This window comes from Jeotgalibacillus proteolyticus (assembly GCF_050107735.1).
Classification (GTDB): domain Bacteria; phylum Bacillota; class Bacilli; order Bacillales; family Jeotgalibacillaceae; genus Jeotgalibacillus; species Jeotgalibacillus proteolyticus_A.
Genome location: NZ_JBNILO010000006.1, coordinates 1 through 16025, shown reverse-complemented (window position 1 = coordinate 16025; position 16025 = coordinate 1). Strand labels below are relative to the sequence as shown.

Genomic DNA, 16025 nt, shown 5'->3' with positions numbered 1-16025 from the left:
AAACACTTGGTCAATCCTTCCAAATGCATACTTTTCGTAAATTACCACGCAAAAAAACCGCTCTCCATATCGGAGAGCGGCTGGTTGATATTGATTAACTAGGCAGAAGGCTTTGCCCCGTTTGAGGAAAATCTGAAGAGTAAAACGACCATTAACAGTATAGCTCCCAGTATAATTCCACCAAGAATGATAATCATTAAATTAATGCCTGAATCTTCTTCAGGTGCATTCTCCATATAACGGGTACTGCTGCCGGGTTGCTCAGAGAATAGCTCCATTTCGCTGGCACGCGATGCAATCGTATTTGTTTCTTTTGCGGGAGAAAGAAACAGCCCGGCTCTCAGTTCATCAAAGTTTGTCGTTTTTTCTCCGTCAAATGTAAGCTCAAGTACTTCCTCTGACAACGATTCTCTCTGTTGACGCATCGACTGCTCATGAAAATAATTCGTATCGACATCAATCTCTTTTTCTTCGTACTGGTTCGGCTGCACCATAGACGCAACTGCTCTTTCAGGCTGCTCAGCTGCAGTCCATAACGTACTGAGCAGCAGACTATAAAACATAATCCTTTTAGGCCGCTTCATGATCTTCAGCTTCCTTTGAAGTGAGGCTCTTTTTCGCAAAAGCCAGCAGACCTAATACGACAATGATAATACTGAGCACGATGACGGCCATCGGGAACAAGCTTTGAGCTCCATATTGAATGGAGAGATACACTCTTGTAATCGGATCTTCAAACGTAAAGTTCGGGAGGATCAGATCAAGTAATGGCGCTGTGAATAAAAGCATTAACAGGACTGTGACAATCCAGCCAATCGTTGTACTGAAACTGAATGCTGTAAACACCAGACCGGAGGCAGCTATCAGAAGCATGACTGTCCATACAGACCACATAATCGATTGATCATTTTGCATCGGATAAATCGTCAGTCCAAAAATACTGATCATCAGCCCTACGACCACATTCAGCAATCCAAATAAAGATAGCTGAATGAACCATGGTGTGAGAGAGAAATGCTGGGTGAAAAATCCAATTAATAAAGCACTCGCCAGCAAAATCACCAGCATCACAACCGGAGGCAGATTAACCACCTCTTCTTCCAGTGTTTCCCCTGAAATGGCTACAGGATTAGAAAGAAAATCATACACATATCCGTTATCCTGACCATCAACAATTGCATTATTAAAAATTTCATTCAGATCTTCTTCTACATTCATGGTAAATAATACATTTTCTTCCCAGTTTGTATTCAATAAACTGGATTCAAGCTGAACACGTTCAACTTCCTCCTGCATCACACTCGTAGAAGAAATTACTCCTTCCTGACGATCTGACAGAGACGTAATCAGTCCATTGAGTGATACGATCTCACTTCCAATTTCGGATTGATAGGTAAGTGCATTTGACCCTCTTGTTAACGGATCGCTTTCTCCGTTTAGCAATGCGGCTTCTTCTGCATTTGCTTCTGCAAGAGTAGAAGAGAGGTTTTGAGAGCTTTCCACAATCGTCTCTAATTCTCCTAAAATCAGTCCTTGCTGTTCTTCAATAATAGACGCATAATTTGCCATCAGATTGTCCGCCTGAACAGAAAAATCATCTACATTGCTTCCGGCTGATGCAACAGATCCGCTAAGCGCTTCCCACCCTTGACGTTCTTGTTCGCCAACGGCCAAAATGGATTGATAGTTTTGGATAAGGTCTTCACTTGCAAGCAGCTCATCAGCAACCGGATCTTCAGTCTTTTCAATTTCATTTACAAGCTGAGCATATTGCCCAAGTGCCTTTGCATAAGAAATCAGCTTCTGTCCGTTTGTCGATTCAAGACTCTGGTTGAAAAAGCTGTTAAGCTCATCTTTTCTGGAATCCGACAGGACATCTGAAGAGAGAATTTCCTCTTCGATCGCCCATATGGCATCTCTAAATGAGGTGTCGGGCTCTTCTTCTTCTTCTACTTCTTCAACAGGGGGTTCGTACTCGTCAATCTGTGCTGCAAGATCGTTGAATAATTCCTGCCATACTGCATCAGACTGCTGTTTTTCCTCTAAACCGGCATCAATGGTTTGAAGAGAAGCCGTGATTTCATCCAGTGTCAGCATAAGTTCCTCAGTTTCAGGAAGAACATCTGGTGATATAAGAGAAATGGTTTCTTTAACTGCTTCAATTTCCGCCGCCGTACTGCCAAGCGCCGCTCGTTCGTCTTCAATCAGATCAAGTTCTGCTTCGGGTACTTCAGGCAATTCCGGAACCTCGTCTCCTGGCTCCTCAGGCTGCTCCGGTTCTTGTGGAGCGTCTGCTTCAACGATGTCATTTCTTAACGGGATTAAAACCTCTTGCACCTGATTTAAGCTTCTTACATAAAGATCCTGCTTATATGATTCTAAAATGACAGCCTGGAGGTCCACAAGTTCCTGAAGCTGATTTCCGACCGCTCCTGTGCGTTCTTCATTTAAGCTGTCGGCAATGGTCGTTGTGGCATTTATCTGTTCTTTAATATCATCTACATTATCTAAAACAGAAGCCTGCTGATCGGCATACGACAGCATCGCCTGATTTTGATTGGCGGAAATTTCGGATGAGCTTTCCTGTATTAAGCGCTGGCTCTCTGCATATGTGTCATTTAACACAGTCTGCTGCCTCTGCTGATATTCTCTGTATACTTCTACATTATCGACAAAAGCAGTCAGCGTCTCATCAGCTTCTTCAATGGTTTGTATACGTTCAGTGGTACCCTCAGTTCCATCCTCAATGGAGCTTTTTAAGCCATCCAGCATTTCTTTTTGATCGCTTATTTCCTCCGCAAGCGTTTGGGAACCGGTACTGTAAAAGGAGTTCATGGCTTCCTGAAAATCTATTTCCTTTTCAAGAATATCTCCGAAAGCAACCTTTACATTATCGATCTCCTGAGCAATATAGCTCCAGTAAATAGTCGACATTTCACTATTAATTTTGTTTCGTGCGGATTCCAGCTCCCGTTGAACCCGCTGGCTGTTTTTGGCATTCAGCTGTGGTTGAAGTTCAAATTCTATTGACGCTTTTGCTGGTGTGCTCTCTTTAAAATTCAGGACCGCTTCAGAGAAGTCGGAAGGAATATAAAATACAGCGTCATAAACCTGACTTTCCAAGCCGTTTTCTGCAGCGCTCCTGCCTACTACGGTCCAGTTAAAGTTAGAGGAATCATTAATTAAAGAAGACACTTCCTGTCCAAATCTCAAAGACAGTCCTTCCTGCTCAGCCCCTATGTCCTCATTCACGATGGCAATTTCTCTTGTGGATTGTTCCGTTACCTCTTCAGGGTTATCCCCAATGTAGGTAAAAAACAGAACAGGAAGAATCATGATGTAAACCATAGTGCCGAGCATTTTCAGCAGATGCTTTCGTTGATCAGTCATTCAGGCACAGTCCTTTCTGCTTCTTCAAATAATGGAATTTGAATCCGCTTTTCTTTTCCATTTTTTATAAAATAGCCAAACCCGGGAAGCACTTCCTCTTCATTTCGGGTAAAGGAAAGCGTAAATAGATTTTGATCAGATTTCTTCATAAGTAAAAGAGCCTGACGAATCTGTTTTAGTTCACTTGTAAGTGAATCAAAGCCTTTAGACACTTCGTTGCTGTTTCCGGCAGCAATAACCTTGAAGCCCAGGTAGCTGTATTGCTTCATAAAACCTGCAATTTTATCCTGAATGGATGGATTAATGGTTTGCTGAAAACGTCCAACTCCATCAACTACCAGCACCACTGGCGTAAAAACAGGCACGGGTCTATGTCCTTCAAGAGCAGCTGCATATTCTTCTCCTCTTTCCTTGAACAGCCCTTCGGCTTGTGACAGCCACTCTTCAATATGTTCTTTTGTCTGCAAATACGTAATTTGATCTTCCTTTGCGTAACGTGATAGACCTCTGTCGATTGAGTCAAATAAACCGATCGATTGCTGTTTTTCTTTTAACAGATCATGAAGGACCAGTCGTAAAACATTTGTTTTTCCTTTTTGAGAAGACCCGATAACAAGCCAGTGATTTCCTTTTGCCACATCAATGTAGACCGGCTGAACCGTTTCTTCATCCAATCCTACCGGAATAAGCCCTCTGCTTCTTTCATCCAAATACCTTTCTGTAAAGACAGAAAGCGGCAATTCACTAGGAAGCATAGGGACTCCAGACGGAGAAGCAGATCCTTCATAGAAATGATTGATTTGCTGAATCTCTTCTCTGATGTTCTCAAAGATCTCCAAATCACTTTCTCCTGCTACAGGGAGAGATACCTGTGTAAAAAGAGACTGCTCTTTTTTTATAACGGCTCTTCCGGGTATCGATTCAAGCTCAAACGGCAATTTCCCGATAATGGTGTAGGCCTCGCTCGTGTCCATTAAGTAATGAATAACTTTCGTTTTCAAATTATTGAGCAGGGCCTGGCGGACGGCATTGACTCTTGTCGCCGTTAAGATGACATACACACCGAGCGATTGACCGTCGCGTGAAATTTGAGTGAACTGGGAATCAATATCCTGCAGTTCTTCTTTTACCAGGTCAAAATTATCAATAGCAATAAAGCATAAAGGAAGCTTATCTTCGCTTAGTTCATTGTACATTTTGATGGAACTGACCTCTTTTTGCTGCAGCAGTTGCTTTCTTCTGTTCAGTTCCTGTTTCATCAGACGCAGGAATTTATCAATTTTTTTAGGCTGATCAACTTGAAAGTAATCAGCAGTATGAGACAGCTGCTTAATTGGCAGCAGGGCACCATTTCCAAAATCAAAAACATAATAATGTAATTCCTCAGGTGACAGCGTCCGGGCTAATCCTAATAAAAGAGTAAGAACGGTAGTAGACTTGCCGTACCCGGAAGATCCGAAGATTCCAATGTTGCCATCATCCATCCATTTATATGCGTATGGCGTCTGCAGCTGCAATTCCGGCTCGTCCACCAAAGCAAATTCCAGCGCATCTTCTTTCTCAGAAGGCAGCACCAGCCTCGCAGGCAGCGGAGGAAGCCACGGACTTGGGAGCTGCTTGATTTTCAGTTTTTCCTGAACACGCGATATCTCTTCTACGATGGCCTCAATTTCTGTTATGCCAGACGATGTCTTTTCTTCTTCTGTCGAAATGGATGACAGCGGCACGAGTCCAAGGTCAGTAACGAGGGCTACCTCATCTTCATTCGCCAGTGTTTCCTGCTGATAGGCTGCTCCGCTCCAAGCGGACTGAAACAATTCATACACTTCATTGTTGCCTACCTGCAAATAGCCTCTGCCTGTCACGGTAATATTCGCAGCATCCGGGTTTTTCAGGATTTCCCTGCTGTCACTGGCATCCTGAACCTTCAGGGAAATCCGGAATCTTGCGTTGCTCCATATTTGATCATCTATGATTCCGCCCGGCTTTTGAGTAGCCAGAATTAAATGAACACCCAAACTACGACCGATTCGCGCTGCGCTCACGAGTTCCCTGATAAACTCAGGCTCTTCAGTTTTTAATTCAGCAAATTCATCCGAGATTAAAAACAAGTGGGGCATCGGTATTTCAGCTTCACCTTGTTTAAACAGCTTTGTGTACTCATTAATATGATTGACTGTATGCTGATCAAACAGGCGCTGCCTTCTCTTCAGTTCACTTTTTATCGAGGCGAGTGCGCGTGCGCTGAAATTTTTACTGCCTTCAATATTGGTGATAGTACCAAGCAAGTGAGGCATATGTTTAAACGGCTGGGCCATACCGCCGCCTTTATAATCAATTAGGAGAAAGGCAACCTCGTGAGGGTGAAAGTGAACCGCCAGCGAAAGAATATACGTTTGTAAAAATTCACTTTTTCCCGAACCTGTTGTGCCGGCCAGCAAACCGTGCGGGCCATGTGCTTTTTCGTGTAAGTTCAGTTCTACGAGATCTTCTTTTCCTTTTAAACCAATTGGAACCGCCAGCGATTTGGCAGATTGAGAGGTTTGCCAGCGCCGGTCAATTTGAAGCTCGGCTGTATCTGTTGCTTTAAATAAATCAAGATACGAAACTGAATTAGGAATTGAATTGGTCATCCCAACCTGGTGGTCAAGCGAACGCAGCGTTCTGGCATATCGCTCATTTGTTTCTTTTTTCATTTCATCCATTACAAAGGGAATGCGGACCGCTTTTTTCTCTTTAATTAAAATATCGCCTTCCTGCTCATTAATGTAGCGGACCAGGGTGTGGATATTGTCGCTCAGGTTTTCTTTGGATTCAGCTGCAAAAATAACAGATAGGCCAAGGTGAGAGTATTCCCCCTCCAGATATTCCATAATGACATGCTCAGAAATCAGCAGCTGATTTGTTACAACAAACACAAAATGCGGGACAAAAATGGCTTCTTTTTCTTCTTCAAGCTCTCTTTCCCTGATCCATTCATAAATCGTAGACAGAAGCTGATCGCGGGTCTGCTCATTGTATATGAAGCCTTTCGCATAGGAGTTGGGAAGCATAAAGTGAGGCAGCCATTTCATCCATTCCCACGCTTTGTATTCATGTTCATGAGAAATGAAAACAAAACGAAGGTCATGGTAGCTGTGAGCAAAAGCCAGCTGCCCGATCATTTGATGGAGTTCATCCTTCATCACGGATTGCTTCCCAATTAATCCTACCGCTCCTTCTGCCAGACTGATAATGACGGGTGCGTCCTTTACTTCTTTATAATGCTTTTCAAGCTGCTGTGCCTGCTCGAGCAAATCATCAATTTCCCTGTTGGATAAATCGGCATTGCTGAGCGACACTTTATAGCTCGAGGGAATATTTCCTATCCCAAGCCTTAAATGGAGAAAATCATTGCTTGTCAGCGTGCGTTCCCAGATCCGGTCGCTGATATGAGAAGTTAAATACTTCATTTGTTCAAAGTCAGGATAATGAAAACGCAGAACTTCCTTCTGTTTTGAAGCAAGCTTATTCAGTTCTTCTCTTTTTTGCTGCAGATAGCTTGTATACACATTCAATCGTTTAGCTTTTCGTTTTTTATGATTTTTGCGCTCTCTAAAGTATTGAACGGTCGATGTAACAATGGTGGTCATAAACATCACCGCGGAAATAATAATAAACAGGCCTCTTGGCTGAATCAAGGCAATGATCACCATAACCATCAGCATCATCAGAGGAGGCAGGACCATCATCCACAGTCCGCGATTATTATTTTCGCTTTCCTGACTTGGAAAGGTCATCTGCACTTTTTCCTCCGGCATTTCGTAAACCATACGCGGAGTTCGTCTGTAAATCGGATAGTTTTGCTTCATTTGAGTGGTAGGTTCCACTAATCGTGGCAGAGTGCTTTTTACTTCTTCATTGCTTTTTATCATCAGGCTGTCCTCTGCTGATAATTGAAACTCCACACTGCTCCAGTGAATCACATCTCCAATTTGCAGTCGGAGCGGAGCGGTTTGCAGCGTCCCATTCACATAAAGAGCCTTCCCGGATGGCAGAAGAACCCACCCTTCCCCGTTTTGAGCAATTCTCCATTGTGCACCAGCATGTTGAGCCCATTCGTTCTCCAAAATATGGATTTGAGCCTCATCATCTTCCTTTGCAGCAATCGTGACTTCCTGTTCTCCGCCAATGTAGAATAATGTTTTCGTTCTCGGTACTTCCTCCAGAAGCACACGCAGCTGCAGTCCACCAAATGACAATGAATAAGCAGCTCCAGTTTCAAGCCTGACCGTCTCTTCCCCTTTTACAAGAATCATGTGATCGTCTTCTTTTTTTATGTAAAAAGCGGCTTGCAAGGCTCGTATGGACAGTGTATCTTTTCTGCCTGGCCCCACCGTGATCCGGTCAAAGGTGTGAGGATCAAATTCAATCCGCTGAAAATGATTGCCATAATACACAGTTATCTGCTCCATCACACCACCTCATTTCCCCTCACGCTTTTATCTGCTGCAGCCTGATCATCACGGTTGTCACTTTCTGTCTCTTCAGCATCTTCTTCACTCTCGGGCTGAGCATCAGCCTCTTCATTTTCCTCTTCAGCCGGTTCTTCTTCTGCATTCTGCTCTTCCTCTTGCTCCTCCTGCTCAGCCTCTTCCTGCATCACTCTTTCCTGATCGTATTCCTCGAGCTCCTGTTCGATTTGATCGAGCTCCATTTGCTTTTCTTCTCCAGTCAATTCAGGATCTCTTTTGATTGCTTCTGTATATTGCAGCAAAGCCATCATAATCAAATCCCGATCTTCAAGAGACCGGGCTACGTCGATTGCTTCTTCTTCCATTCCTCTGCCGATGTAGCTCCAATACAAAAAGTACTGTGGATCTGTTTGCAGCGTCAATCCATTTAAGATGGTTCTTTTCTGACTATCTCCAAGCGTTTCATTATTAACATAGGCCACTGCGAGCTGGTATTGCACGACATAAGGCATATCCTCAGGCTCGTGCGGGGCAAGCTCTTCTACTACACTGCTAAAATTGTTTTTCATAAAATATTCATTTGCTGCTATATAAGCATCCTGCCTTGGCTGTATAAAAAAATAAGAATAAAAGCTGAAAGCAAGCAAAGGGATGATTAACACAATAAGACCAATTAAACTATATTTTCTTCTTTTCCATGCTTTATTGGGTACATGGGTAAACGTTTTTTGCTGCTGTTCCTCCTGATCAATCTGTTTGATTACCAGTTCTTTTAATTCTTTTATATCGCTTGCTTCACGCAGCTCCTTCATAACAGGCGTCAGCTGCATGGTATGATAAAGGTTAAGATAATCCTTGAATGATTTCGAGGGATCCAATGCATACAAAATCGTTGCTTTTATTTCGTTAAATTGCAAATCCTGGTCTTTTTCATAGGGCGGAAGGCTTTCCTCAACCCCGTAATGAAGCAAATAAGGGACATTCGAGCGATCCAGGATGATATTATCAGGAGAATAGATCGGATGCAGCCGCTTTGAACGCTTTTGTTCTGCAAAGTGAACAAGCCTCAGTGCAAACGTCCAACGGGCTAACGCTGATTTTTTGTGCAGCGAAGAAAATGAATGAAAAGAATCCGGTGCTTGCACGGTGATTGTTACTTCATCCTCTGTGGAGAGTATTTCTTTTTTTAGCTCTGGATGAACCGTTTTAATCAAATGAATCTCAATTTCATTGACAAGTTTTATTTTGGTCTGCTGAAAAATAAAAACATGATCGTCTTTATGTTCCACTTTGGCGTCCAGCCGGTCTTCAAGGTATGTGTGCGAAGGTTCTGTCATGACGTGATCTCCCTTATAAAATTTCTATCCGGTCTCCTCTGGTTACGCCTTTTTCAGAAAGCTGATGAGTGCCGTATAAAAGAATATTTTTGTTTTCAATTCGAATCCAGCTACCTTCTTTCGGCTGAATGGAAATCTCTTTAGCCTGCCATACCACATCCACCAGTTTTTTGGCAGAATAATAATCAGACAGCCTCAGGTCAAACACTTCACCTGTATAATGCTTTAAATCAATCGTTACAGCTATGTACATCCAAAATTCACCTCTTTGTTTCATTCGTCTTTATGAAGTGACATCCTTACTACTGGATTATGTTTCTTGAAAATCAGAAAAAAAGCGCTATCATCTTTACAGAATCAGCGCCGCTTTTGTTATATAATTTTAAATTAATTAGCCGCGGATTTGACCGGCAACATTTTGGTCTGCTTCCTGCAAAGCATTGGATGCACTGCGAAGCTGACGGGAGATTTCTTCAAGAAGCTGAGACATTCTTACATAGGATGGGCGTAATTCTTCAAATTGTTCTGCAAATGCCTGACTGGCCTGTCCTTCCCAAATCGAAATTAAATTATCGATCATGTTGTCCAAACGGGTAACCTGCTCTGTAGCCATGCCGCTTTCCTGTAAATACTGGCTCGCAATTGCTTCTAATTCTGCTGGTGTAACGCGAATATTTCCTGACATCTCAATCTCTCCTTTTATTAACTTTTTTTACCTGTTTCCATTGTATCAAGTAAATGGAAAATATCAATTTTAAACCGGCATATTCTATAAAATATGTAAAAGGACTGATACAGAAGAGCTTATTATTAGGAAAATCGAACAAAAATAGGACCTATTTACCTTTTTATCCAAAACAAATAAGTAGAATTGCATATATAAATCTTGTTAAAAGCAACTATTATTCAAAAAACAATCTATTCAGAAAAGAAGTGAACAGGTCAAAGAGAGCCTGGGACAAAAGTGTCTCAAGCTCTACGACCGGTTCACTTCTCTTCAGGTGGACGCTTTCCGCAGGGACGCCGCTGAGCTTTTTCAGGGCTACGCCCCTCAAAGTCTCAGCTTGCCTTCATATCCTGCAGGAGCCGCCACCTTCCGCTCCGCTCACCTATTACTATTGATAAATATATCCTCTTTTTAAACTTCTTTGAGTTTTGTTCAAGCCCTCTTCTTTTCATCCGGTTAACAGCTTCTATCACAAAAATTATTGCCCGTTTATTTCTCCACAAACAATTCGTTTTCCGCTTTTTCCAGCTGGGTCTGTTTTGTAATCATCCGGACCCTCATGAATTACCAAGGCGCTTCCATCTTCATCCAGCAGGGAGTTTTTTGCTCCCTTTTTCAATGTAACTGCTTCAACAATCAGCTCCAAATCCACCGTTCCGTCTTCATCCACTCTAAGGTTAGGCAGATCTCCTGCATGGAAACCTTCTGGATTATCAAAGCCATGCTGTTTGCCTTCCGGATTAAAATGTCCTCCTGCTGATGTAAATTCCGGAGGCTCGCAGGAACCCTTTTCATGAAAATGGATGGCTTTTTCACCCGGTTCTAGACCTTCCACTTTTAACGCAATAGAGACGCCTTTTTCCGTCTCATTTAAAAGGGCAGTGCCAAGTGATTCTCCATCTGTACCTTTCATAACAGCTTCAATCATCGGTGCAGCTTCTTCACTCACAGTGACGGTTTCTTCATCCCCTGTAATGGAGGAAAATGCATTGCATCCTCCAAGAATTGCACCGATAAAAAAACAAATTCCAATTGATTTAAGCTTCATCTCTTTACCCTCCTAAATCGTATGTTACATTAGCAGGATTTCCATCATTGATGAAAATAATTCCTTTTTTAGGCAAAGAAAAAAGCGAGCCGGTTAAGCTCGCTTTAAATTATTCCGGTGAGAACTCCCTATTACCTTCTGAATACAGACATGACGGTGAATCCGACATTTGCCGGTCTTTCGGCAAGCCGCTTCATGAAGTAGGTATACCAGTCAGGTCCGAATGGCACGTACACTACCACATTATAGCCTTCTTCAGCCAGCTCTTTTTGCTTTTCGTCGCGCATTCCCTGCAGCATTTGAAATTCAAACTGATCCAGGGGAATATTATGTTCTCTAACCGTTTTTTTAACAAAATCGATCATATCGTTATCATGAGTCGCTATTTGTGTATAATTTCCTTTTAGCAAATTCGTTTTTACGAGGTTTTGATAATTCCAATCCACATTGGACTTATCATCCATATCCACGTCTGCTGACTCTTTATATGCTCCTTTGACAAATCGGATGATTGGAGACAGATCATCGAGCTTTTCAACATCTGTTTCTGTCCGATACAAATTGGCCTGAAGCGCAATTCCTACATTGTCATACTCATTTCGAAGCTTTGTAAAAACCCTAATGATTTTTTCGCAATTTTTATATTCTTCCATGTTGATTGTTACAAAAACATCGTATTTTTTGGCTTCTTCTAAGATATTTCGCATATTATGAATCGCAATTTCTTCGCTTAATTCCAAGCCAACGGAATACAGCTTAAGGGATATTTGCCCTTTTAATTTATTTTCGTGAATGGCATGGATCGCCTTGTAGCAAAGGTTAACCGTTTCTTTTGCATCCTCTGTTCCTTCAATCCGTTCTCCAAGGCAATCCACGGTCACACCCAGACCCTTTTGATTAAACTCTTTTACCTGGTCCACCATTCCCTCTACTTCCTGACCTCCGACAAAGTGTGAACCTCCAAGCGTCAGCCCACTTTTCCTTGCAATTTTAATCAATGGCTTGCTGTGCGCAAGAAAAGTGAAAAAACCACGCATCGTTTCTTCAACCATATAGATCCTCCTTAGAAAACCAGTGTTTATTCCCTTACTTTCCCTTTTAATCTGCATAAAAACCTTTCGCCGCATGTTACTTCACGCGAAGCAGCAGATAAATAAAGTAAGGAACACTAATAATGGAGACGACAATGCCGGCTGGAAGAGAAAGCTGGGATAAAAGGTTTTTCCCTATTGTATCTGCCAGGAGCAAAATAAAGGCACCAATCAGCGCAGCTGTCGGGACGAGCGCACGATGCTCCGGTCCGACAAGCCTTCTTGCAATATGAGGAGAAATAAGGCCAAGAAAGGCAATGCCGCCGCCAACTGCTACCCCAATTCCTGCGAGCGCTACCCCGCATAAAAGCATTTTCAGCCGTTCCACATTTAACTTAAGTCCGAGACCCTTCGCAAGATCATCATGCAGATTTAAAATATTCAGCACATTGGATTTCACGATAAGATAAGGAAGCAGAACAGCAAACCACGGAAGCACCGCCCAGACATATTCCCATTGCGTAGCCCATAAATCTCCAGAGAGCCAGACAGTGGCGCGCATAAAATCCTGAGGATCCAGCCTTAGCTGAAAGTATATCAGTGCGGCGCCAAGACCGGCATTGATCGCAATTCCGACCAGAATTAACCGGATAGACTCCATGCCATTACGCCAGGACAGAAGAATAATCGCAAGCGCAGTCAGCATGGCGCCGGAAAACGCAACCGCCGGCATGACGAAGGCGCCAAGGATAGAGAGCCCCTGACTAATCGTGCCAAAGAAAGTAATGTAAATCACAACCGCCAGACCAGCTCCGGCATTGATTCCTAAAATGCCGGGATCGGCAAGTTCGTTTCGTGTAATGGCCTGGAGGATGGTTCCTGACAGCGCCATCGCCATTCCAACTAAAATGGCGAGAACGATTGACGGGAGCCTGATTTGAAAAAGCACAAGCTCACTCCGGCTGTCTCCTTTTCCTAACACGGTCTGAAAAATTTCTTCTATTGTAAGCGTGACGTTACCCAGATGAAAACTGATAACGGCAACAGCAGCAATGAGTAAAAGTAATATTCCTGATACAAACAGAACCCGTTTTTTTCTTCGCATCATTTTATCCCCACTCCTCTGCGTTTAATTAAATAGAGAAAGAATGGGACGCCAATTAACGCGGTCACAATACCGACGGAGGTTTCAAAAGGAGGATTCATAAACTTTGAACCAAGGTCAGCCAGCACCAAAAGCAGCCCCCCAAGCACCATCGATACCGGTATCATATGAAAATAATCTTCTCCCACAAGCATCCTGCTGATATGCGGAATGATAAGACCGACAAATGAAATAGACCCCGCAACAGCAACTGAGCTGCCTGTCAGCAGCAAAATCGTGATCACTGCGAAAAACTGCACCATCTTCACCCGCACTCCCAGGCTTCTTGCGACATCCACTCCAAAACGAATCGTCGTCATAGGACGCAGCAAATAAAGAAGGACCGGAATCGCAGCGAGACCAAATAAAGAAAGAAGCTTAACGTCTCCCCACGCTGCGGTGTAAAGTGCACCAGCATACCAAAAGCTCATATTTTTGGCGACATCATAATAAAGGCTGATAGCCGTGGTTAAAGAGGTAAGAAACATGCCAATTGCCATGCCGGCCAAAGCCAGTTTGACTGGAGAAGAACCGCCTTTGGTCCAATTCGCCAAAGCCAGAATTAAAACCATTGTAATAGAAGCGCCGATCATCGCCGCTGCCGTTGATCCAGCAGCTGACATTCCTGGAAACAGTGCAAGGCCAATAACCAAAACGAACGCTGCTCCACTAGAGATACCTAGAAGGCCTGGTTCTGCCAGAGCATTTCGTGTCAGTGTCTGCATAAATGCACCGGAAACCGCTAAAAAACAGCCTACCAGCAAAGCGGTGAGCATACGGGGCATCCGTATGTCCCAAATAATCTGCCCCTCTTGTGTCTCAGTTCCTGTCATCAACACATCCTGGAGGGTCTGCATGGAATACTGGACGGATCCAAGCGCAAGGGAAGCCACCATGGCAGCAAGAAGAAGGACAAGGCCAGCGATAAGAATAAAAAATGTTTTTACTTTTGCTTTTCTATTTGAAGATTTTTTTTTCATCATTAGATGTCCCCCGAAACCCATACATACTCTAGAATTTTCGTTCACTCATTTCGTATTTTGTCACACATTGTTGTACAATGGAAAGCACTGTATCTTGAAATGTCGATTGACACCTAAAATGAAAGTGATTATCATTACCATTGAACCATCTAATCATACATGCTGGAGGAAGAAAAATGAATAGTCTAAAAAAACGTTCACTTATTTATACACCTATGTTCTCACTCGCACTGATTCTGGGCGCATGCTCCAATGCTGATGAGAATAATGCTGGCACTGAAAATGACGAAAATACCGATTCAGAGCAGGAAATGGAAGTCACCCTAGAAGATGCTACTGGTGAAGTAACCATTCCAACAGATGCTGAACGGATTATCGCCCCTTATATGGAAGACAGCCTGCTGTCTCTTGATATTACACCTGCCGCTCAATGGGCTATTGGAACCAGCGTGTTAGATTATCTTCAGGATGATCTTGCCGATGTTCCGACCATTGAATGGAACCTTCCGCTTGAAATGACAATTGAAGCAGATCCGGATCTATTACTTTTCAGCTCTCAAGCTGCAATGTCAGAGGGTTCAGCTGACGAGTATAGTGAAATTGCCCCAACCTATGTTTTTAGGGATGAAGAAGGATCCGACTGGCGCAAACAGATTGAGGTAATTGGCACTCTTACACAAAACGAAGAAAAAGCTGAAGAAGTTTTGGCGGACTATGAGGATACAGCAGCAGAAGCAGCTGATCAAGTTGAAGAAATGATCGGAGATGAATCAGCTGCAATGGTATGGGTCATGGCTGATCAATTCTACATTTTCGAAGAACAGCGCCATGCTGCAAATGTTTTATACGGAGACCTTGGCATTTCCGTTCCTTCTTTTATTTCTGATCTTGGTGAAACGGAAGCAGCGTGGAACCCGATTTCACTTGAAGCAATGGCTGATCTGGATGCAGACCACATTTTCCTTATCTCATTAGAGGAAGAAGCAGGTTTGACCCGTTTACAGGAAAGCTCTCTTTGGCAGGGTCTGCCGGCAGTTCAAAATGATCAGGTGTACAACATTACTGATTCAAGCCACTGGAACCTTACCGGCAATATTGCAAACCGGCTGACGATTGAAGATGTCCTTGCGGAGCTTGACAGCTAAATTATATAACATCTTACCTAAAGCCCGGCTCAGGCATCTGACCCGGGTATTTTTATTCAATCTGCTAAACTTGAACAAAATGACTTTTGGCTGGTCTCACCTCCGACCCCCAGGCTGCTTTCTTTTATTTCTATCTTTTGTGAAAACGTGGTAAGATGTAAATCGATAGAAAACCTTTTTAAGGAGTGACTTAAGCATGTCTAAAACAGGTACAATTGAATTAACAGACGGCAGCAAACTTGCATTTGAACTTTATCCGGAGGAAGCTCCCGGTACAGTAGAAAATTTCGAAAAGCTGGCAAACGAAGGATTTTACGATGGGCTGAACTTTCACCGCGTTATTCCAGGCTTTGTAAGCCAGGGCGGATGTCCAAATAAAAACGGCACCGGCGGACCAGGCTACACGATTAAATGTGAAACAGCAGGCAATCCACATACTCATGTAGCTGGTTCTCTATCCATGGCGCATGCTGGAAAAGATACAGGCGGAAGCCAATTCTTTATCGTACACGAGCCGCAGCCGCATCTTAACGGCGTTCATACCGTGTTTGGCAAAGTAACAGAGGGATTAGAGCACGCATTAACGATGGATCAGGGTGCAGGAATCAATTCGATTCGAGTATCTGAATAATTCTTATAAAAAAAGAGGCTGGGACAAAACTCAGCTGAATAAACGAGAATGCCCTCATGAACTTTAGTAGCTCATGAGGGCATTTTTTATTTAGATAATTAAAATTTTTAATAAAAGATAAGGACAACCTCTGGT

At 43.1% G+C, this 16025-nt stretch carries 12 protein-coding genes; 2 read left to right on the top strand and 10 right to left on the bottom strand.

The window, feature by feature from the left end; genetic code table 11:
• Window positions 1–98: 98 nt before the first annotated feature.
• The 10 genes from essA to ACQCT8_RS10460 form a co-directional block, all read right to left on the bottom strand.
• On the bottom strand, window positions 99–584 hold the full coding sequence (gene essA, locus ACQCT8_RS10505) for a type VII secretion protein EssA (protein ID WP_426870869.1): 486 nt from the start codon (window positions 582–584) through the stop codon (window positions 99–101).
• Window positions 571–3390, bottom strand: a complete 2820-nt coding sequence (esaA, locus tag ACQCT8_RS10500) for a type VII secretion protein EsaA (protein WP_426870867.1) — start codon at window positions 3388–3390, stop codon at window positions 571–573. Before esaA ends, essA begins: the two co-directional genes overlap by 14 nt.
• Entirely contained in the window at window positions 3387–7844 is a 4458-nt protein-coding gene (gene essC, locus ACQCT8_RS10495; protein ID WP_426870865.1) for a type VII secretion protein EssC, read from the bottom strand. The genes esaA and essC overlap by 4 nt, the downstream gene beginning before the upstream one ends.
• Complete coding sequence (gene essB, locus ACQCT8_RS10490) at window positions 7844–9181, bottom strand: type VII secretion protein EssB (protein ID WP_426870863.1); 1338 nt, start codon at window positions 9179–9181, stop codon at window positions 7844–7846. Before essB ends, essC begins: the two co-directional genes overlap by 1 nt.
• A gap of 13 nt (window positions 9182–9194) precedes the next feature.
• On the bottom strand, window positions 9195–9434 hold the full coding sequence (locus ACQCT8_RS10485) for an EsaB/YukD family protein (protein ID WP_426870861.1): 240 nt from the start codon (window positions 9432–9434) through the stop codon (window positions 9195–9197).
• Between the two features lie 138 nt (window positions 9435–9572).
• Complete coding sequence (locus ACQCT8_RS10480; protein WP_426870859.1) at window positions 9573–9866, bottom strand: WXG100 family type VII secretion target; 294 nt, start codon at window positions 9864–9866, stop codon at window positions 9573–9575.
• A 520-nt stretch (window positions 9867–10386) separates the two neighbouring features.
• The gene (locus tag ACQCT8_RS10475) at window positions 10387–10956 is read right to left on the bottom strand and encodes a superoxide dismutase family protein (RefSeq protein WP_426870857.1); all 570 of its coding nucleotides are present in this window, start codon (window positions 10954–10956) and stop codon (window positions 10387–10389) included.
• A gap of 131 nt (window positions 10957–11087) precedes the next feature.
• Entirely contained in the window at window positions 11088–12008 is a 921-nt protein-coding gene (locus ACQCT8_RS10470; RefSeq protein WP_426870855.1) for a proline dehydrogenase family protein, read from the bottom strand.
• A 76-nt stretch (window positions 12009–12084) separates the two neighbouring features.
• Window positions 12085–13095 (bottom strand): FecCD family ABC transporter permease, encoded by a 1011-nt coding sequence (locus ACQCT8_RS10465; RefSeq protein WP_426870853.1) that lies wholly within the window; start codon window positions 13093–13095, stop codon window positions 12085–12087.
• Window positions 13092–14114: a FecCD family ABC transporter permease gene (locus ACQCT8_RS10460; RefSeq protein WP_426870851.1), complete on the bottom strand. Its 1023-nt coding sequence runs from the start codon at window positions 14112–14114 to the stop codon at window positions 13092–13094. Before ACQCT8_RS10460 ends, ACQCT8_RS10465 begins: the two co-directional genes overlap by 4 nt.
• Window positions 14115–14290: 176 nt before the next feature.
• Here ACQCT8_RS10460 and ACQCT8_RS10455 point away from each other — a divergent pair, with 176 nt between their 5' ends.
• Both ACQCT8_RS10455 and ACQCT8_RS10450 read left to right on the top strand, forming a co-directional pair.
• Window positions 14291–15259, top strand: a complete 969-nt coding sequence (locus ACQCT8_RS10455) for an ABC transporter substrate-binding protein (protein WP_426870849.1) — start codon at window positions 14291–14293, stop codon at window positions 15257–15259.
• Between the two features lie 196 nt (window positions 15260–15455).
• A complete protein-coding gene (locus ACQCT8_RS10450; RefSeq protein ID WP_278240636.1) occupies window positions 15456–15890 on the top strand; it encodes a peptidylprolyl isomerase in 435 nt (144 codons plus the stop codon).
• Window positions 15891–16025: the final 135 nt, after the last annotated feature.